Source organism: Aurantimicrobium minutum, assembly GCF_029892845.1.
GTDB lineage: Bacteria > Actinomycetota > Actinomycetes > Actinomycetales > Microbacteriaceae > Aurantimicrobium > Aurantimicrobium minutum_B.
This window is the reverse complement of sequence record NZ_JARXVT010000007.1, coordinates 18,054-37,786: the sequence shown is the minus strand read 5'-3', so window position 1 is coordinate 37,786 and position 19,733 is coordinate 18,054. Positions and strand designations below refer to the sequence as shown.

At 54.7% G+C, this 19,733-nt stretch carries 21 protein-coding genes; 13 read left to right on the top strand and 8 right to left on the bottom strand.

Annotated features, from left to right (window positions below):
• Window positions 1-2: 2 nt before the first annotated feature.
• Complete coding sequence (locus M2118_RS08325) at window positions 3-437, bottom strand: metallopeptidase family protein (protein WP_280795485.1); 435 nt, start codon at window positions 435-437, stop codon at window positions 3-5.
• On the opposite strand from M2118_RS08325, the gene M2118_RS08320 reads away from it, so the two are divergent.
• From M2118_RS08320 to secA, 9 genes are all read left to right on the top strand, one after another.
• Window positions 436-690 (top strand): DUF3499 family protein, encoded by a 255-nt coding sequence (locus tag M2118_RS08320; RefSeq protein ID WP_348519959.1) that lies wholly within the window; start codon window positions 436-438, stop codon window positions 688-690. The genes M2118_RS08325 and M2118_RS08320 overlap by 2 nt on opposite strands.
• The gene (locus M2118_RS08315) at window positions 671-2,095 is read left to right on the top strand and encodes a phosphomannomutase/phosphoglucomutase (RefSeq protein ID WP_280795483.1); all 1,425 of its coding nucleotides are present in this window, start codon (window positions 671-673) and stop codon (window positions 2,093-2,095) included. Before M2118_RS08320 ends, M2118_RS08315 begins: the two co-directional genes overlap by 20 nt.
• Before the next feature lie 58 nt (window positions 2,096-2,153).
• The gene (ahcY, locus tag M2118_RS08310) at window positions 2,154-3,641 is read left to right on the top strand and encodes an adenosylhomocysteinase (protein WP_280795527.1); all 1,488 of its coding nucleotides are present in this window, start codon (window positions 2,154-2,156) and stop codon (window positions 3,639-3,641) included.
• Between the two features lie 24 nt (window positions 3,642-3,665).
• Window positions 3,666-4,352 carry an MtrAB system response regulator MtrA gene (gene mtrA, locus M2118_RS08305; protein ID WP_280795482.1) on the top strand — a complete coding sequence of 229 codons (687 nt, stop codon included), beginning with the start codon at window positions 3,666-3,668 and terminating at the stop codon, window positions 4,350-4,352.
• A 7-nt stretch (window positions 4,353-4,359) separates the two neighbouring features.
• Window positions 4,360-5,949, top strand: a complete 1,590-nt coding sequence (gene mtrB, locus M2118_RS08300) for an MtrAB system histidine kinase MtrB (RefSeq protein ID WP_280795481.1) — start codon at window positions 4,360-4,362, stop codon at window positions 5,947-5,949.
• On the top strand, window positions 5,949-7,643 hold the full coding sequence (locus M2118_RS08295; protein WP_280795480.1) for a GerMN domain-containing protein: 1,695 nt from the start codon (window positions 5,949-5,951) through the stop codon (window positions 7,641-7,643). Before mtrB ends, M2118_RS08295 begins: the two co-directional genes overlap by 1 nt.
• A 200-nt stretch (window positions 7,644-7,843) precedes the next feature.
• On the top strand, window positions 7,844-8,422 hold the full coding sequence (locus tag M2118_RS08290) for a ComF family protein (protein ID WP_280795479.1): 579 nt from the start codon (window positions 7,844-7,846) through the stop codon (window positions 8,420-8,422).
• 97 nt (window positions 8,423-8,519) lie between these two features.
• Window positions 8,520-8,966, top strand: coding sequence for a ribosome hibernation-promoting factor, HPF/YfiA family (gene hpf / locus M2118_RS08285; protein ID WP_280795478.1), 447 nt, complete (start codon window positions 8,520-8,522; stop codon window positions 8,964-8,966).
• Between the two features lie 136 nt (window positions 8,967-9,102).
• The gene (gene secA, locus M2118_RS08280; protein WP_280795477.1) at window positions 9,103-11,907 is read left to right on the top strand and encodes a preprotein translocase subunit SecA; all 2,805 of its coding nucleotides are present in this window, start codon (window positions 9,103-9,105) and stop codon (window positions 11,905-11,907) included.
• A gap of 91 nt (window positions 11,908-11,998) precedes the next feature.
• On the opposite strand, the gene M2118_RS08275 is transcribed toward secA, so the two are convergent.
• From M2118_RS08275 to M2118_RS08265, 3 genes are all read right to left on the bottom strand, one after another.
• Complete coding sequence (locus tag M2118_RS08275; RefSeq protein WP_280795476.1) at window positions 11,999-12,415, bottom strand: hypothetical protein; 417 nt, start codon at window positions 12,413-12,415, stop codon at window positions 11,999-12,001.
• Entirely contained in the window at window positions 12,408-12,815 is a 408-nt protein-coding gene (locus M2118_RS08270; RefSeq protein ID WP_280795475.1) for a hypothetical protein, read from the bottom strand. The genes M2118_RS08275 and M2118_RS08270 overlap by 8 nt, the downstream gene beginning before the upstream one ends.
• Before the next feature lie 84 nt (window positions 12,816-12,899).
• A complete protein-coding gene (locus M2118_RS08265) occupies window positions 12,900-13,325 on the bottom strand; it encodes an Rv3235 family protein (RefSeq protein WP_280795474.1) in 426 nt (141 codons plus the stop codon).
• Between the two features lie 101 nt (window positions 13,326-13,426).
• On the opposite strand from M2118_RS08265, the gene M2118_RS08260 reads away from it, so the two are divergent.
• Entirely contained in the window at window positions 13,427-14,017 is a 591-nt protein-coding gene (locus tag M2118_RS08260) for a hypothetical protein (RefSeq protein ID WP_280795473.1), read from the top strand.
• A 70-nt stretch (window positions 14,018-14,087) separates the two neighbouring features.
• Here the strand turns inward: M2118_RS08260 and M2118_RS08255 are convergent, their stop codons facing one another.
• Entirely contained in the window at window positions 14,088-14,357 is a 270-nt protein-coding gene (locus M2118_RS08255) for a helix-turn-helix domain-containing protein (RefSeq protein ID WP_280795472.1), read from the bottom strand.
• 99 nt (window positions 14,358-14,456) lie between these two features.
• On the opposite strand from M2118_RS08255, the gene M2118_RS08250 reads away from it, so the two are divergent.
• Together M2118_RS08250 and M2118_RS08245 are read left to right on the top strand one after the other, a co-directional pair.
• Window positions 14,457-15,077 (top strand): SAF domain-containing protein, encoded by a 621-nt coding sequence (locus M2118_RS08250; RefSeq protein ID WP_280795471.1) that lies wholly within the window; start codon window positions 14,457-14,459, stop codon window positions 15,075-15,077.
• Window positions 15,077-15,931 (top strand): AAA family ATPase, encoded by an 855-nt coding sequence (locus M2118_RS08245; RefSeq protein ID WP_280795470.1) that lies wholly within the window; start codon window positions 15,077-15,079, stop codon window positions 15,929-15,931. Before M2118_RS08250 ends, M2118_RS08245 begins: the two co-directional genes overlap by 1 nt.
• 87 nt (window positions 15,932-16,018) lie before the next feature.
• Here the strand turns inward: M2118_RS08245 and M2118_RS08240 are convergent, their stop codons facing one another.
• Entirely contained in the window at window positions 16,019-17,053 is a 1,035-nt protein-coding gene (locus M2118_RS08240; protein WP_280795469.1) for an alpha/beta hydrolase, read from the bottom strand.
• Between the two features lie 17 nt (window positions 17,054-17,070).
• Between M2118_RS08240 and M2118_RS08235 the strand changes: the two genes are divergently transcribed.
• Window positions 17,071-18,570 carry a sensor histidine kinase gene (locus M2118_RS08235; RefSeq protein ID WP_280795468.1) on the top strand — a complete coding sequence of 500 codons (1,500 nt, stop codon included), beginning with the start codon at window positions 17,071-17,073 and terminating at the stop codon, window positions 18,568-18,570.
• 8 nt (window positions 18,571-18,578) lie between these two features.
• Here the strand turns inward: M2118_RS08235 and M2118_RS08230 are convergent, their stop codons facing one another.
• Window positions 18,579-18,965 (bottom strand): hypothetical protein, encoded by a 387-nt coding sequence (locus tag M2118_RS08230; protein ID WP_280795467.1) that lies wholly within the window; start codon window positions 18,963-18,965, stop codon window positions 18,579-18,581.
• Window positions 18,966-18,970: 5 nt separating this feature from the next.
• A complete protein-coding gene (locus M2118_RS08225; protein WP_280795466.1) occupies window positions 18,971-19,585 on the bottom strand; it encodes a nucleotidyltransferase domain-containing protein in 615 nt (204 codons plus the stop codon).
• Window positions 19,586-19,733: the final 148 nt, after the last annotated feature.

Below are 19,733 nucleotides of genomic sequence, written 5' to 3'. Positions count from 1 at the left end.
TATTAGGGGCGCAAGCGCTCAGGGCCAAGATCCCAGGGGTCTTTACCAAGGAGTTCTGCCACTGCCCTGAAAACAACGCTTTCAATCATCATTTGACGGTGCAGCGGGTCATCCTTGTGGAGCTTGCTCATGCGCTGGATGGGAACGCGATAGAGAACAATGCGTCGACGTTCGTGGTCAACTTTCCAGCGCTCCACCACTCCGTTGACTTCAACACGAGGAGGGGTGGGGGCCACATCAAAGTGCACATCAGCCAACTCTTCTGCCCACATGCTGCGCAGGTAATCCACGGTGTGAGCAATGGTGAGCATGAAGGTTTCGTAACGCCCGCGAAGCTGAGGCAGGTGGGGGCCGGTGACCGGTCCACGCATTCCTCGGCCGTGACGATCACGGCTCAAGCCACGGTTAGGAACCGTCGTGGGGAATGTGCTGTCCATGCGCCCATGCTACCTCCGCGCTACCCTGAAAACCATGGAACGTGTCTGCACCAAGGGCCGCTGCAAGCAGCCGGCTCTCTTCACGCTGACCTATGACTATGACGACAAGCTGGCTGTCCTGGGTCCGCTCTCTCCGGAACCAGAGTCAGCAGCCCATGATTTGTGTCGAAAGCATGCTCTCGGTTTCACTGCGCCTCAGGGCTGGAACGAGATGCGCCATTTAGACTTATTGAATGAGCAAAAACGCAATTGAGAGCCTTCGTTCCATCGTTAAGGCATATGACGTTCGTGGTTTAGTGGGCGAACAGCTCACCGAAGAGATGGTCGAAGCACTCGCTGCCGGCTTCATCGATGAGATCAACGGCGCTGGTTCAGAAGTTGTTGTCGGTCACGATATGCGTGACTCGTCACCTGGCTTTGCCGCCGCCTTTGCCCGCGGTGCTCAGGCACGAGGTGCAAACGTAGTCAACCTCGGTCTCTGTTCCACAGATGAGACGTACTTCGCATCAGGTTCCTGGAATGCCCCTGCTGCCATGTTTACGGCAAGCCACAACCCTGCCGCCTATAACGGCATCAAGTTCTCCCGCGCGGGAGCTCAAGGCATCAGCCTGGACACTGGCTTGGCAGCTATCCGTGACCGTGCCTGCGATTACCTCGAGAACGGACTAGAAACAGTTGCAACCCCTGGTTCTTACCGCGAGGTAGATGTCCTGGCCGACTATGCCGGCTACCTGCGCACACTGGTTGATCTCTCCGGCATCAAGCCCATCCGCGTTGTTGTTGATGCGGGCAACGGCATGGGCGGTATGACCGTTCCTGCCGTGCTCGGAACAGCAGCAGGTCTTCCAGCTCTTCCCATCGAGATCATTCCGATGTATTTCGAACTGGACGGCAACTTCCCCAACCACGAAGCCAACCCTCTTGAGCCCAAGAACTTGGTCGACCTGCAAAAGGCAGTCGTTGAGCACGGTGCTGATCTGGGTCTGGCATTTGATGGTGACGCCGACCGTTGCTTCGTTATCGATGAGAAGGGTGCTCCTGTCACTCCTTCGGCAGTTTCGGCCATTGTTGCTCTGCGTGAGATTGCACGGGCTAAGGCAGCAACTCCGAATGACGAGATCTTTGTTATTCACAACCTCATCTCTTCGAACATTGTGAAAGAGACCATCCTTGGTGCGGGGGCTACGCCAGTCCGCACCCGTGTGGGTCACTCACTGATCAAAGACCAGATGGCTGCCACCGGTGCTGTCTTCGGCGGAGAGCACTCTGCTCACTACTACTTCAGTAACTTCTGGGGTGCTGATAACGGCATGCTTGCCGCTATGCACGTGCTGGCAGAGTTTGGTCACCAGCCCAAGTCGCTCTCTGCCTTTGCGGCAGAGTTCATGCCCTATGCCAGCAGCGGTGAGATCAACTCCACCGTCAACGACGTGAAGGCTGCAACGCAGCGCGTGCGCGAAGCGTTTGCTTCCCGCGGTTCGGAAGATGGTCTGGATGGCATGACTATCACCGGGAACACCGCAGAAGGCGATGCCTTCTGGTGGTTCTCAGTGCGCCCCTCCAACACTGAGCCTCTGTTGCGCTTGAACGTGGAAGCAGCGGATGAGCAGACGATGTCTGCCATCCGGGACGAAGTCCTTTCTCTCATCCGTTCCTAGATCTCAGCGGCGTTTTGGCTAGCAGATCCGGCTCTAAACTTGAGTCATGACTGTGCTGATGCCCACTGCAACTTTTGATGCTCGTTCCGGCCTGGAATTCAAGGTCGCTGACCTGAGCTTGGCCGAAGCTGGCCGTCATCAGATCCGTCTGGCTGAAAATGAAATGCCTGGCCTGATGGCTCTGCGCGAAGAATTTGGCCCAACCCAGCCTCTCAAGGGTGCTCGCATTGCCGGAAGTTTGCACATGACAGTGCAGACAGCTGTTCTCATTGAAACCTTGGTTGCACTCGGTGCGCAGGTTCGCTGGGCAAGCTGCAACATCTTCTCCACCCAAGACGAAGCAGCATCTGCTATTGCAGTTGGCCCCACCGGAACAGTGGAAGCACCTGCCGGTGCTCCCGTATTCGCGTGGAAGGGTGAAACCCTCGACGAGTACTGGTGGTGCACAGAACGCATCTTTGATTGGTCAACCGAAGCTTCAGCTGCAGGTGCTGACTGGATCGGCCCCAACCTCATCCTCGATGACGGTGGCGATGCCACCCTTTTGGTCCACAAGGGTCGCGAGTTCGAACTCGCTGGTGCTGTTCCAGCAACTGCTGCATCAGACAGCCACGAATATGGCGTCATCCTTGAGCTCCTCCGCAAGACTGTGGCTGAGACCCCGTCACGCTGGCAGACCGTCGCTGGTGAACTCATCGGTGTCACCGAAGAAACCACCACGGGTGTTCACCGCCTGTATGAACTCTTTGCCAAGCAGGAACTGCTCTTCCCCGCTATCAACGTCAACGACTCAGTAACCAAGAGCAAGTTTGATAACAAATACGGCATCCGTCACTCCCTGCCAGATGGTCTCAACCGTGCCACCGATGTTCTCATCGGCGGCAAGATTGCCTTCGTTGCCGGCTATGGCGATGTGGGCAAGGGTTCTGCTGAGGCATTGCGTGGCCAGGGTGCTCGCGTGATTGTCAGCGAGATCGACCCCATTTGCGCTCTTCAGGCAGCCATGGACGGCTACCAGGTCGACACTCTTGAGAACGTTGTGGACCAAGTCGACATCTTTGTCACCACCACTGGCAACAAAGACGTGATTCGTCTTGAGCACTTGCTGGAGATGAAGCACCAGGCCATCGTGGCCAACGTGGGACACTTCGACAACGAAATCGACATGGTCTCACTGGAGAACCTTGCTGGTGCAGAGAAGGTCGAAATCAAGCCTCAGGTTCACGAATGGCGCATGCCTAACGGTCGCAGCATCTTGGTGCTCTCCGAAGGTCGCCTGATGAACCTCGGTAATGCAACAGGTCACCCCTCCTTCGTGATGAGTAACTCCTTTGCGAACCAGGTGCTTGCGCAGATGGAACTCTTCGTTCGCCGTGAGAACTACCCGGTAGGTGTTTTCGTACTCCCCAAGCACCTAGACGAGAAGGTGGCGCGTCTGCACTTGGACGCTCTCGGAGTAAAAATGACCACCTTGTCACCTGAGCAGGCTGCCTACATTGGCGTGCCTGTCGAAGGTCCTTACAAGGTTGACCATTACCGCTACTAGTCCTTGGAGACTAGGCTCTAACGCATGAGTGCACGCATTCTGGTTGTAGACGATGACGCCGCGTTGGCGGAGATGGTCGGTATCGTCCTGGAAGGCGAAGGCTTTACGCCTTCGTTCTGCGCCGATGGCGCAGAAGCACTTGCTGCATTCCGCGAACATAAGCCTGACCTCGTTCTACTTGACCTCATGCTTCCTGGCTTTGACGGTATTGAAGTGTGTGGTCAGATTCGCCAGGAATCTGGCGTGCCCATCATCATGCTCACTGCCAAGGGTGACGCGGCAGATGTTGTTGCAGGTCTTGAAGCAGGTGCTGATGACTACATGGTCAAGCCCTTCAATCCAGGAGAGCTAGCCGCACGTATTCGTACGCGTCTGCGCTCCATGGCCCCTGGCGTGACCACAGCGCAGACTCTGCGTATTGGTGACTTGAGTATTGATGTGGATGGCCACGAAGTGAAGCGTGGAGATTCCACCATCAACCTCACACCGCTGGAGTTTGACCTGCTCGTTGCCTTAGCTTCCAAGCCTCAGCAGGTATTCACGCGTGAAATGTTGCTGGAGAAGGTCTGGGGCTACCAATACAAGGCTGATACTCGCCTCGTGAACGTGCACGTCCAGCGTCTGCGCAGCAAGGTTGAGTTTGATGCGGACAACCCCACCATCGTGACAACCGTGCGCGGCATCGGTTACCGTGCCGGAGCTGTGATCTAACCTCGCAATGAAGGTTCGACGCTTCGACATTCTTGGGCTTCCAGCGCGCGTGACGCGCGTGTGGCGTCGCTCCCTGCAATTTCGAACCGTCGTGGCCTCGATGGCACTTTCAGGCGTTGCCATCATCTTGGTCGGTATCTATATGTCGTTCTCGATCAGCAATGACCTCTTTGCTTCGCGTCTGAACCAAGTCCTTTCCGAATCACAACGTGCACAGGTTGCTGCACAAAGAATCTTCGACTCATCTGACGCCAGCGACCAAGCATCGATGCAGTCGGTGATGAACGCTGCTCGAACCGCTATTCGTGATGCGTCCTCGAGTGGTCTCGTGGCTGTGTACCGTGTTCCCGATCAGGAACCCAATGCACTTGCTCCGCAAAACTTCTCGAGCACAGAACTAACCGGTGGTGTCATCACCACCGAGCTCAAAGATCAGGTGATGACCACTCCTGACCAGCAGTTCTGGCAGTCCGTTGAGCTTCCAGTCAATGGTTCAGTTGTGCCCGGAGTCGTGGTGGGCTCTCAACTGGATATCCCAGGAGCTGGCACCTACGAACTTTTCATTGGCTATGACTTTGAGCAGTCGGAACAAACCTTGCTGTTTATTCAGCAGGTGTTGTGGTTCTCAGGTCTGGGCCTGTTGATTCTGGTCGGGGGTGTGGCCTGGTTCGTCTCCCGCATGGTTGTCTCGCCTCTGAAGAATGCGGCAGAAACGTCGCAAAAGCTTGCTGCCGGAGACTTGGCCGTGCGTATCCCGGAAAAGGGCGAAGATGTGGTGGCCACGCTTGCCAGGTCATTCAATGACATGGCAGGCAGCATGCAGCGCCAGTTGACGGAGCTCGCAGACCTTTCCGTCATGCAGCAACGCTTCGTCTCCGACGTCTCTCATGAGCTCCGCACACCACTCACCACCATCAAGCTCGCAGGAGATGTTCTCTTCCAAGAACGAGAGAGTTTTGACTCCAAGACCCGGCGCAGCACCGAACTCTTGAATGCTCAGGTGCTCCGCTTTGAGAAGCTTCTGGGTGACTTGCTCGAGATCAGCCGCTATGACGCGGGAAGCGTGAACCTCGAGCCTGAGCCCACCAATGTTGCCGGACTCGTACAAGATGTGGTGGGCACCATGACGACATTGGCCGAACAGCACGGTTGTGATCTGTCGCTCACCGCCCCTGGTGGTCACTTCGACGCAGATATTGATCCACGCCGCGTTCGCAGAATCTTGATGAACCTCATTGGTAACGCTATTGAACATGGTGAGCAAAAGGCCATTGATGTTGCCGTGGACTCCAACGCCACCGCTGTGGCGATTAGCGTTCGTGACCACGGTGTCGGTATGGATCCTGAACAACTGGAGCAAGTCTTTAGCCGCTTTTGGCGCGCTGATCCTTCACGCCAACGTACCTTAGGTGGCACAGGTCTCGGTCTGGCGATCTCTTTGGAAGATGCCCGCGTTCACAACGGACAACTCGATGTGTGGGCAGCTCCGGGTGAAGGTGCTCTGTTCCGTCTCACGCTGCCCCGGGAACTTGATGTTCCCATTGCTTCTTCACCGTTGCCCCTCGACCCCACTGATGAATCAGGCAGGGAGTCGTAATGTCACAGAAGCTAACGCGTGGAACAGCTATGGCGCTGGCCATCTTGTCTGTATTTGTGCTGACTGCGTGCTCAGGTATCCCTCGGAGCAGTGGTGTGAATCAGGGCTCTGCGGTCGTTCCTGTGGAAGACGATGCCATTGAGTTCTTGCCTTCTGGCCCCGTTCAGGGCGCCACCATTGAACAGATTCTCCGCGGCTTTGTTGAAGCGTCTTCCTCACCGGTGAGCGACTATGCCATTGCCCGGCAGTTCCTTACCCCTGAGTTCGCTGCGAAATGGGATGCCACCACAGGTGTGAGCGTGGATGCAGGTCTCCGCACGGTGACCCAAACAGCAGAAGGTCAAGGCCAACTGACCTATTCACTCAATGCACTGGTTGACTCCCAGGGAAATTATGTAGATGTTTCTCCACCCCAATCCATCACGAGCGACTACTCCTTCCAAGAAGTAGAAGGACAATGGCGCATCAGTGCCGCACCGAATGGCGTCGTGATGGACCGCTTCACCTTCGACCAGGTGTACCAAGCACACCCGTTGTATTTCTTTGACTCCACCAACTCCATGCTGGTTCCCGACGTCAGATTCTTCCCCAACGGCGCATCAGCCAGCACACGCATTACCAAGGCGCTGTTGGCTGGGCCATCAGGATGGCTGTCAGCCAATGGCGCCGCCCACACCAGCTTCCCTGCCGGAACTGCACTTGTGGCAGACACTGTCCCTGTTTCTAAGGGAACAGCAACCGTTGACCTCAACTCAGCTGCGCTTTCTGCGGATCCCACGATTATTCGCCAGATGAAGCAGCAACTTTCTGCCAGCTTGCAGTCAGTAGACAACATCACTGCGGTGAACATGTTGGTGGATGGTGCTGTTCTCAACAACGCCATCTCGAGTTCGATTGACTCCGTATTGCCCAAGCCTGTTGATTCCAGGCCACTGGTGTTGACGGATAAAACTTTTGGTTACTGGACTGGGTCCAAAGTTGAAACAGTGACTCAGCTCTCACCGGTGTTGATGGGGCAAAAGCCTTCTGCCATTACGACCTCTGCTGGGAACACCTTGGCGTCCATCCTCACGACAGAGGGAGCGTCTTTTGTTCGAAATGGTAACGCGCAGTTGGTGGATACACGTACAGCTTTGATCGCTCCGGCATTAGATAACTTTGGCTATCTCTGGTCTGTTCCTGCTGATCAGCCCAGCAAGCTCTTCGTTATCTCCACTGACGGCAAGCAGCAGCAACTCGATGTTCCCTGGACTGGAGCGGACAACATCCTTTCCTTGTCCCTCTCCCGAGACGGTTCCCGCGTGCTGGCGCTCCTGCAGTTTGGGGACACCTATCAGCTGGTGGTGAGCGCTTTGGTCCGCGGAGAGAAATCAGTGCCTTCTCAACTGGGTGTTCCTCTCACACTCTCCCTGGCAGCCGGAGTCCCCATCACCGCAGCGTGGGTGGACTCCACCACGGTGGTAAGTGTGTCAGCCGCAGCTAATGGTTCCTCTCATGTCCGAACGCAGGTCATTGGTGGACAGGGTCTCGATCTTCCGGTTGTGACAACAGGGACTCCTCTCTCGGTCGCCGGGGCAAATACCGTTGCCGGTATTCGAATCCTCACTTCCGATGGTCAGGTGCTCACCCAGCGCAGCAGTGCCCAGTGGCAAAGCACGGTCACGGGTGTGACAACGCTCGCCGTTCAGCAATAACAGCCTTGGCCACAACTTATCCACGAATAAGTGGAAAGAGCCACAGGGCCTCCAGCGACTCCGGCACACTCCCTAGCATGTGGAGTTTTCAGGAATTCAAAGAACACTGTGCGGATGCCCTAGCGCTAGCACTGCCGATTAGTTGTGCGGGGTGTGATCGCCCAGATCGGAATCTCTGCCAGGAATGTCGGGCTCGTCTCGTGGCAGACCTCCAATACCGGGAACTCTTTGACGCGGAAAGCCTGCAGCGACTTCCTCTGTGGTTCGCCATGGAGCTCGGAGAGCCCCTCAGTGGCGTTCTGCATCGATTCAAGGAGCAGGGGCGAACATCCGTGAGTAAGCATCTGGCAACACCTCTGAGGGAGGCAATGAAGGCCAGCTATGACTCGGTTCGGTCACAAGAGCTGCCCCTGCGCATCAGTTGGGTAGTGCCGCCGTCCAGCAGGGCCAGTTTTCGTCAGCGCGGGTATTCACCGATTGCTCTGCTGGCCACAGCGGCAGGTGTGCGACCAGAGAAGCTCCTTGCAATCAATCGCACTAGAGCAGACCAATCGCAGCTGGGACGAATGCAACGATTCAGCAATATGAAGGCTGTCTACCGGGCTTTGCCTGCGGCGCAAGGAAAGAAAGTCATCCTCGTCGATGACGTCCTCACAACTGGTGCAACCCTGCTGGAATGCGCCCGGGCACTGCGTGCCGGGGGCGCGGACGTGGTGGGATCTGCCGTCCTTGCCTACACTCCCAAAAACTTTCAGGACACTCGCAGGGAAAATGCGTGACATTTTGCTCTAAACAGGACTACATTTTCTACAACATCGATTGGCGTGAAAGGATCGCCCAAAAGTTGGGCGTAAACGCCAACTACGGGAGGTCGTCATGGAACTTAACTTCATCACCCGCCACATTGAAATCACTGACCGATTCCGTAATTACGTGACCGAGAAGGTCGACAAAATAGAACTTCTCGCAGACCGCCCCATTGAGTTGGACGTCACCGTCAGCAAGCACCACGGCGGCAAAGGCCTCGTCGGCGGTGACCACGTCGAACTCAAGCTCGTTGAAGCAGGTCCCGTCCTTCGTGCTGAATCAGACGGCGAAGACAAATACGCCGCCTTTGACCTGGCGATGGGTCGTTTGATGGAACAGTTGCGTCGTGCCCGCGATAAGAAAAAGATTCACCACCACGGTCACCAGAAGCCCCTGTCTGTGCACGAAGCAAGTGCTGAAGCTTTTGCTCAGCTCGACATCGTGCCAGCTACCCCCGAGGATCTCGAAAAAGTAGCTTCAGACCTGCACGCCATCAGGCCGTCTAACGCCGCTTAACAGACCATTCTCACCCCGCCTGCAGCTCGCGCACAGGCGGGGTGAGCTCATTCCCGGTAGCATTGAGGGCGGTCTTGCGCGCAAGCGAGCGGACCACCCTGAGCGCTTACTGCGCACCATCATTTCGGAGATATACGTGGCAAACATTCTTGACAAGGTCCTACGCGTTGGCGAAGGTCGCACCCTTCGCAAGCTAGAGAATCTGGCAAAGGCCGTCAACGAACTCGAAGATGGATTCATCAACCTCACCGATGAAGAGCTTCGTGCTGAAACCACCGATTTCCGCAAGCGTTACATCGAGGGTGAATCTCTCGACCACATGCTTCCTGAAGCCTTCGCTGCTGTCCGTGAAGCAGCTCGCCGCACCATTGGTCTGCGTCACTTCGACGTTCAGCTCATGGGTGGTGCTGCACTTCACTTGGGCAACATTGCGGAAATGAAGACCGGTGAAGGTAAGACTCTGGTCGCGACCCTTCCCGCATACCTCAACGCCATCGCAGGCCGTGGTGTTCACGTTGTTACCGTGAACGACTACCTCGCCAGCTACCAGTCAGAGCTGATGGGTCGCGTCTTCCGCGCCTTGGGTATGACCACCGGTGTCATCACCGCGGGTCAGCAGCCTGCTGTTCGACGTGAACAGTACCTCTGCGACATCACCTACGGCACCAACAACGAGTTTGGTTTCGACTACCTCCGCGACAACATGGCCTGGAGCGTTGCTGACAAGGTTCAGCGCGGACACTTCTTCGCCATCGTCGATGAGGTCGACTCGATCCTCATCGACGAGGCTCGCACGCCCCTGATCATCTCCGGTCCTGCTTCGGGTGAAGCTAACCGCTGGTTTACCGAGTTTGCCAAGATCGCCACCACGCTGGTTCCTGAAGTTGACTACGAAGTAGACGAGAAGAAGCGCACCGTGGGTGTTCTTGAGCCCGGTATTGAAAAGGTTGAGGACTACCTCGGTATCGACAACCTCTACGAATCAGCAAACACCCCACTGATTTCGTTCCTCAACAACTCCCTCAAGGCCATCGCCCTGTTCAAGCGCGACAAGGACTACGTCGTGATGAACGGCGAAGTGCTCATCGTGGATGAGCACACGGGCCGTATCTTGGCTGGTCGTCGTTACAACGAAGGTATTCACCAGGCCATTGAAGCCAAGGAAGGTGTTGAAGTTAAGGCCGAGAACCAGACCTTGGCTACTGTCACCTTGCAGAACTACTTCCGTCTTTACGAGAAGATCTCCGGTATGACCGGTACGGCTGAAACTGAAGCCGGCGAATTCATGAGCACCTACAAGATTGGTGTGGTTCCTATCCCCACCAACAAGCCCATGGCTCGTGTTGACCAGCCTGACCTGGTTTACAAGAACGAGGTCATCAAGTTTGAGCAGGTCTCTCTCGACATTGCTGAGCGTCACGCCAAGGGCCAGCCTGTCCTTGTTGGTACTACCTCCGTTGAGAAGAGCGAATACCTCTCCAAGCTTCTTGCCAAGAAGGGCATCAAGCACGAAGTCCTCAACGCGAAGAACCACGCCCGTGAAGCAGCAATTGTTGCTCAGGCTGGTCGCCTCGGTGCTGTCACCGTAGCCACCAACATGGCCGGTCGTGGTACCGACATCATGCTCGGTGGTAACGCCGAGCACCTGACGGTCACTGAGCTTGCCTCTAAGGGTCTGAACCCAGCAGAAACTCCAGAAGAGTATGAAGCAGCATGGGAAGCCACCTTCACCAAGGTGAAGGAAGGCGTCCAGGCTGAAGCTGACAAGGTTGTTGAAGCTGGTGGGCTCTATGTTCTCGGCACCGAACGTCACGAGTCACGTCGTATCGACAACCAGCTGCGTGGTCGTTCCGGCCGTCAGGGTGACCCCGGTGAAAGTCGTTTCTATCTCTCGCTGACAGATGACCTCATGCGCATGTTTAACTCGGGTGCTGCAGAAGCCATCATGACCCGCAGCAACATTCCTGATGACACCGCGATTGAGTCAGCGATTGTCTCGCGCGCGATTCGCTCGGCACAGTCGCAGGTCGAAGCTCGTAACGCTGAAATGCGTAAGAACGTTCTGAAGTATGACGATGTTCTCAACCGTCAGCGTGAAGCAATCTACTCTGACCGTGCACACATCCTCGAAGGTGATGACCTCAAGGATCGCGTCCACGCTTTCCTCGAAGACGTTGTTGACGAAGTCCTCTCCGTTCACACCGGTGAAGGTAACGGAGATGACTGGGACTTCGACGCTCTCTGGGCAGAGCTCAAGACCATTTACCCCGTGGGAATCACCATCGACGAGGTTATCCAGGAAGCTGGAAACAAGGGTCGCGTGAACAAGGAGTTCATGCGTCGCGAAATCCAGTCAGACGCTGTTGTTGCCTATGAACGCCGTGAAGAATCACTGGGCGCAACCGCCATGCGTGAGCTTGAGCGTCGTGTTGTTCTCTCCGTGGTGGACCGCCGCTGGCGTGACCACCTCTACGAGATGGACTACCTCAAGGACGGCATTGGTCTGCGTGCCATGGCACAGCGTGACCCACTGGTCGAGTACCAGCGTGAAGGCTTTGCCCTCTACCAAGGCATGATGGCCGCTATCAAGGCAGAGTCTGTTGGCTTCTTGTTCAACCTCGAAGTCCAGGTGAACGCTGCTGAAGGCGATCCAGAACACCCCAGCATCGCCGCTAAGGGCCTCACTCCAGAGAGTGCAGCCCAGCAGCACCTCAGCTACACCGCGCCTTCTGAGGACGGTCATGTTGAGGTTCGTGACGACAAGGGTCGTGTTGAGAAGGCAGAAACAGCCCGTGCTCAGCAGGCAGAAGATAACGGTCGCCAGATTGTTCCAGAAGACAACCGCCCCGTGAGCCCAACCGGAAACGCACGTGGTGCATTCGGTCAGTCCACGAACGGTGCTCCTGCTGCGAACCGCGCTGAGCGTCGAAAGAAGAAGTAGCTGCTCAACTTTTATTAGGGAAGATCAGTACTAAAACCGATTTTGGCTATTGAGCGAGATCAGGCAATAGTTTTTCTGCAGCCTTTTTGGGTTAGCTGTATTCAAAAACCTGTTGGTTAGTTTGGTATTCAGCATCGAAGTCACGATCTGAGAAGGTAAGACGGAGTGACTTGCTGTGACTTTTGTTCTTTTTGCTCTGCTGGAGGAACAGTCCAATTGACATTGAGTTTGAGATTGGCATCTCGACAATCTCACCCTCAGGCGCCTGAGCGGTGAGAGGGAAAACCACAACTTTTCTGGGGAAGGCCACCACAATATTTGCAGTCCCACCAGCTTCATGAAGTCTTTTAACAACATCCTGCATTGGCTCATGAGGAAGAGCGATGACCAGTGGGGTCTCTCCCTGATCGTTCGTTACGAGATTCATATTTCGGGATTGGAAGCCGATAGTACTCATTACGTACTTGACGCGCTTGCGATACGTAGCACTTGAAAGAACGTCAGTCATCGTTTTCTCCAATCCAGTCCAGGCAGTAATCTGTTGCTTCATCTACGGCTTGGAGAAATGCTTTATCCAAGTCACCCTCAAATACTAACTCTTTCAACACCGTATAGTCCGTGTGGTTGTTGAGGTGCTTATGTACATTGCTTCGGTGGCAATTATCAATGCACAAGATTTCGCGTTTCCCCTCCCGCGTTGTTTCAGAAACAACAACGGCAAATTCCACCAACATTCCTTTTGGTTCAAGCCTGATCTCACGTTGCGTGAGTAGGAACTGGCCTAGATAGAGAGTCGACGTGGTTTCAGATGTTGGACCATCTGGTGCTACCCAAGGCCGATCTACTTCACCAGCACGATTTGACGCTCTGTTTGTGCGGCGGCGATTTTCTCTGCCGTATTTGCTCACGAGACGAAACTACAAGCTACTACTGACAATCTGTTCAAATCCGAAATGTTTGTCGAGTTCTTTCAAGAAGAGCTGCTGGGAGTGTCATAGAACGTGAATAGCGGTTGCCCTCCAGCGACCATCCAAGCCTTCGAGGCGGATAGCTATCGAACGCGTGCGGGCTTTGCCATGCACAATCACGACCGACTCCACCACCCCATCAACAGGGTGGGTAATGATCGTGCGACCTAAGCCAAAAGTCGGCAACACAGCCACCTGTTTCTTCACGGCACGAGCTCGTCGTGAGATGTGAACGCGCTGAAGAAGGTTTCGATACACGTCATCAGTGACCCAACGGGAAATCTGATCCAGATCGCGGCAACCTGCAAGTATCTCCATCACACTGCGGGCTAGGTTCTCCACCAAGGGCTGGGGATCTGGCAAGGCAGAGGTTGCAGTGGGTTGCTGGTCGAAGAAGTCATCGTTAACAAAACCAGTGCGCTTGGTGGGGAATGCAGGTGCGGTATTCATGTGAACACTGTGACATGAGAAATAGACCGAAAGTCAATTTCTCAGGAAACATGTGGATAACTCCAGCACATTCTCAGGTTCGGCTCTTACCTTCGCTGACTATGGACTTCGACACTCTGTTTCAAGATTTAGAGAATCAGCTCGAGCGAGAGCTTGATGCTGAGCTCATCAACCGCTTAGAAGATGAAGAGCGCGACAGGCGCGCAAAGCTGACGCTTCGTGACCGCCTGCGTGCACTGCATCAGACAAACCCTGCAACGGTCATGACTGCAATCACGAAAGATGGACGCAGGTTGACCTTCCAGCTCAAGAACGTGGGCAAAGACTGGGCAGCTATCGAGGTTCATGAACCGGCAGACATAGGCGGGCCCCTCATTCTGGGATTACATGCGCTCACAAGCGTGAACATTCCGCTGGAGAGCGTGAAGGAGAGTTTGGGCACACCAGTGGGAGAAGTCTCTGATCATGATCTCAAGGCACTATCAAGCAATGCTCGCCTAGCGGAGAAAGTGAATCTAGCTTTCGTGCTGCGCGATGTGAGCAGGAGGCGTAAACACGTCATGATTCACACCCTTCTTGGACAGTTACAGGGCACCATCGACCAGGTGGGCGCTGATCACCTCGACATCACCACTTCGTCGGGAAGGCACATGATTTCGCTTCGAGAAGTTCTGTTTGTTCAGATTCAGTAATTACTTAAAGCGAAATAAACGTAAACAAGGCTCCTGTGATTTGAAATCACAGGAGCCTTGTTCGTGTGGTTTAGAAGTCAGTGATGTTGTTTGCGGAGGCCAATGAGGGGTTATTCCACATTGCGCTTCGGCGGGACTCTTCATATTGCTGGGCAATGAAGAGCTCGAGAATCTCGTGTTCGATGCGCCACGGACCTCGCTTTCCTACCTGAAAGCCTTGAAGCTCACCTGAATCGATGAGTTCGTGCACGTCAGCCGCAGAAACTTTGAGGAGTTCTGCTGCTTCAGCAACGGTGAGAAAACGGTCCATATTCACATCGGTAGAGTCAAATTCATTCATATCCACACAATAGGAAACCTTCAGGGGTTAAAACCTTGCGAGAAGCAATCTGTGGATAACTTCAGCGGACTCTTGTGAGCATTCGAGAAGATGCTTCTCATGACTCACACCACCACACGTCCCTCTTCGCGACGACTCGACCTCCGCCTCATCATTGGCCTCGCCATAGTCCTGATTACTGCTCTCGCAGGATTTGCTCTCGTCTCAGCAGCAGATAACACCACCTCTGTTTATGCAGCTGCAAAGTCTCTGGCTCCAGGCCATGTTCTGCAGAAGTCAGATCTTGTCCTCACCGACGTGAAGCTGGGGAAGTCATCTTCGGCATATCTCGCTGCAAGTGGACTCACCTCTGGAGCAGTTGTCACTAAAGCGGTAGGCGCAGGGGAATTGGTTCCTGTCAGTGCAGTGGGAACGGCCAAGCAGGTCGCCACCACGAACGTGGTGGTCCAGCTTGACGTTCCGCTCTCCTCAGATGCCGTTGAGGGCTCAACCGTTGATGTGTGGGCCTCCATGGCTGCAGGTCAGGGAGTATTCGGCCCACCTGCAGTGATTATTTCAGGAGCACAGATTGCCCACATCACTGAGGCCACAGGTCTTGCAGCTTCGAACGGCGGCGTTCGCGTAGAGATTGTTGTTCCCCAGTCCAAGGTTGCGGCACTCCTGGAGTCTCAGGCAAATGGTGATGCCATCTCACTCGTTCCCAGCAGGGGCAAGGCCTAATGTCCAAGCTCATTGCTGTCTGGGGTCCAACCGGAGCTCCAGGTCGCACCACCGTGGCAATCAACCTGGCGGCAGAACTTGCTGAGCAGGGTCAACGAGTACTTCTCATAGATGCAGACAGCTATGGGGGAGCCATAGCTCCGCTCCTTGGCCTGGTTGATGAAGCAGCTGGCTTCGCAGCTGCTTGTCGTCTTGCTGAGTCGGGAGCCTTGACTCAAGATGAACTCTTACGTCTGAGCCATGCCATACCCACAGGCGCTGGAGAGCTGGATGTGCTCTCTGGAATCGTCCGTTCTGATCGCTGGCCAGAGCTCTCTGCTGAGCGAGTCAAGAAAGTCCTAGCTCTCGCAATGGAACATTGGGATGTGGTTGTAGTGGATGTGGGATTCAACCTGGAGACCGATGAAGAGATCACCAGTGATCTCTTTGCCCCGAGGCGTAATGCGGCAACCCTCACTCTTCTCAAGCAGGCTGATTGCATCATTGAAGTGGCGGGCGCAGATGCACTGGGCGTTGCCCGGTTTATTCGTGCACACGATGTCTTGGTCGAGAACTTCCCAGAGTCACTCCGGGTGATTGTGTTGAACAAAGTGCGTTCAGGACTCGATGCCCGAGGCGCAGCACAAGCGGCAGCTACGCTGAGCCGCTTTGCTGGCCTGCACGAGGTCTATGAGCTCCCCTTTGACGACAAAGCAATCAATGCGTCCTTTGCCTCTGGAAAACCGCTCAGCACTGCAGCAAAGAACAGCAAGTTACGCAAGCAATTCGTGAGCCTGGCCGCGATTTTCCAGCCAGTCAGCGAAATTACTGCTGCGAAGCAGAGTAGATTCAGACTTTCGAAAATTTCTGCTTAGGGAACTTTTAGTTAGCTAGGATTAATGCAATATCCCCCAACGTTTCGTCGTTGGGCCTAACGCCCCGAAGAACACTCGGGGCGTTATTTATTGTTCAGAACCGATTCGTTCGTTCAAGAAAGCAAGCGTCTCCGTCAAAGCAGTCTGAGCTGCATCAAGATTCAGCTTGAACTGATACTCATGGGGGAGTGCTGGTGTGTAGTCAGCAGGCCAGAACAGCTCAGTGACATTAACTCCCAGTGTTTGCAGCTTCGCTGCAAAGGGCTTGGAGTTCTCAGCTGTGAGGGGGTCAGCATTTCCACCGGAGATATACGTCACGGGGAAGTCAGCTGTCACGTGGTTAATAGTGGACATCTGTGCCATGGCGGGGGACGTCGTGATGTCACGATCTCCGGTGTATGCCCAGAGAGAGACATCGTCGCCCCAGCCCAGTATTCCCTTGACACCAATCAATGACGTGAGTTGGTAAACACCGCAGTTGAGAACAACTCCCTGAAGCTGTTCAGGGGAGAGCGCTGGAGCGAAGTCCATTTCCTTGGCAAAGTCTGGGTTGGTAATCAACGCAGCTAGTTGGCTAGAAAGTTGTGCTCCAGCAGAGTCACCTGCCAAAACAATCTTGGTGGGGTCAATGTGGAATTTCTCCGCGTTATCAAGTAAGAACTGGTGAGCTTGGTTGAGTTCAAAAACAGCAGTGGGGTACTGAGCTTCAGGACCGTAGGTGTAGTTCAGACCCACCACGGTGTAGCCCTTGGAGGCCAAGATCTCAAAGTAGCTGCGGTCGTTTCCCTTGTTGCCTGAGATCCACGCACCACCGTGAGTCCAGATCACTGTTCCCAGCTGAGTGGTTGTACCTGTGGGGTAGAACACATCCAGCTGTGTGAAGTCACTGGCCTTGACGTGAGACTGTGTTGAGTCCGTGGCGTACTGAACATCCAAGACCGAGTCCACACCGCTGGTAGGGGCGTAGGGCGCCATGATGGCGGCAGTCTTCTTTGCGCCATCTTGGAAGACCTGGCGAATAATCAAGGCACTAGGCCAGGGGCTCACGGTAAACACGAGAACAGTCACCACCACTAATCCGGCTATGACAACCAGTGTCCACCACAACCACTTCTTACGCATGACTCTAGGCTAGAGGTATGTCGACCCTCAGCAACATCATGGAATCTCAAGGCATTGGCTCTGCAGCCGATATTGAATGGCTCCACATGCTTATTGGGGACTGGCAGCTCATCGCAGACCTCGCCTTTGCTGACATCGTGCTGTGGGCACCCACCCAGGATGGCTCCTTCGTAGCTGTTTCTCACGCACGCCCTTCTAGCTCTGCCACCCTCTTCTACCGCGACTTTGTCGGCCAAAAAATTAAGGCCGAATGGCGTGCACAAGTAGGCGAAGCCTATGAAACCGCAACCATCATCGAGTCCTCCTCTCCTGCCTGGTATGAAGAGACCCCCACGCGTGTTCGTGCTGTCCCCGTCATCCGTCGCGTAAGACAGGGCTCTACTGACTCAGCACCCAGCAGTCCCATTGCCGTCATCTCTCTCCACACCAACTTGTCAGAGAGCCGCTCACCCAGTCGTCAGGAAATGACCTTCAACTCCTGTGCTAACGATCTCTTCGACATGATCGCCTCAGGTGACTTCCCAGACCTTGATGCCGCGCCTTCACCACGTCGCGGAGCACCGCGTGCAACTGATGGTTTGATTCGTCTGGACGTGGACGGTGTTGTCACCTTTGCCAGTCCCAACGCGTTGTCTGCCTTCAACCGCATCGGTTTCGCCGATGAGTTGGAAGGTGAATCTCTTGCAGAAGTCACCACCCGGGTTCTCACCGGCAAGATCAACGTAGATGAATCGCTTCCTGTCGTGGTCACGGGTCGAGCACCCTGGCGAGCTGACATTGACGCCCGTGGTGTGACTGTATCGCTGCGCACAATCCCTATTCGCCACCTTGGTGAGCGAACCGGCGCGATTGTGCTCTGCCGTGACGTGACAGAACTGCGTCACCAGGAGATGGAGCTCATCACTAAGGACGCCACCATCCGTGAGATTCACCACCGCGTGAAGAACAACCTCCAGACAGTAGCCTCCTTGCTGCGTATTCAAGCCCGCAGAACCCAGTCCGATGAAGCACGAGAAGCTCTCACGCAGGCCATGCGCCGTGTTGCCTCCATTGCAGTAGTTCACGACACCCTCTCTGAAGGTCTCACCCAGAATGTGGACTTCGATGAAGTGTTCAACCGTGTTTTGATGCTGAGTGCTGAGGTAGCCGCTATTCACGGCACCACGGTTCACCCACGCTTGACTGGAAGCTTCGGAGTTTTGCCCAGTGGCTATGCCACTCCTTTGGCTCTGGCGCTGACTGAACTTGTTACTAACGCCGTGGAACACGGCCTTGCAGGCCGTGAAGGCACCGTGGTGATTGAAGCCAATCGCTCAGAAGAACTTCTCACCGTCCACATCATGGACAACGGAACTGGATTGCCTGAGGGTGCCATCGGAGATGGCTTGGGAACTCAAATCGTGAAGACCCTGATTCAGGGTGAACTGAGTGGATCCATTGAATGGAATGCCGCCGCAGACGGCGGCACCGATGTGTTCATTGAGATCCCGCTACGCTTCGCGAATGTTCCTGAATAAAGGGTTTTCTAGGCCTGCTCAGCGATAGTCAACAATTTCTTGTGCGTACTTTCGGCAGTGCGCACTTCCGACGCAGTCACGGCACGATGGCCATACGCTGACTTGGTTTTCATACTGAGCAATTTGCTCAGTAGTGCGGCGGCTTCCGCGTTTGCTTTCTTGAGAAGGGCAACAGCCGCTGAATGAGATTCCCCTGCAGAATATTCACTCAATTTGGATGCACAAATGACATCTGAAGAAGCAATCCCCGAATGAATTGCCATAGTGACATATACGTCACCATGGTCTGAATTTCTCGTCGCGCCATCAAACAGCAACGCTGCGATCTCGGCGAATTCCCGGGCTTTATGCAATCGACCAACCTTGAATGTTGAATCAACAACCCTGGGGTTCATAATGCCTACTTCATCAAGTTCACAAATGTTTGGCGTTCGCCAAACACTGGAATACCTTCCACCGCGATGAATTCAAACACAGGTTCCGTTATACCTAGACGTCGAATTTCGCTTTCTGTGTATAACAATGGGCGAACCTCAGCGCCAATCCACCGGGTGGCCTTCGCTGTCAAGTCCTGAACTTGAGTGTCCCAGAGTGCTGCCGAGGTTTCATCGGGTTGTATGACAAAAAGATCCACATCGCTCTCACGTGACATCTCATCTCGCGCTGCGGAACCAAACACAGATGCAAATATGGGCGAGATGGCCCAATCACTCATCTCGGCATGGAGGCGTGTGAAAAACACTTGTTTGAGAGACGCCATCTGAACAATGAGCTCTGCTCCCAGGTGGTCGCGGTTGAGTCGATAAAGATACGCTCTGCCAGCCGATAGTTCTTCAGCAATGCCGACGGACACCAGCCTCTTCAGTGTTTTTCGGATTCCTTCGTCGGAGCGCCCCGGGGTTAATTCGCAGATGGTGTTCACAGAGAACCAGTCGATTCCCCCAGCGAGCACGCTCAACACATCTCCGTCAAGCGTGGGTGTCACAATTTCGAAAGGGTGCTGCAGACGCATCATTACTCCAACTATTATTGGTTATAACCAACTATAGTTTGTTTTCTGCTCACTTCCCCAAAGCAAATTGAACTACGAGGAATCGATCGTTCTCAATCGCTATGCTTAGAGGGAAATGGACGACCCCCCGCCTGCCCGAACCAGTGACAAA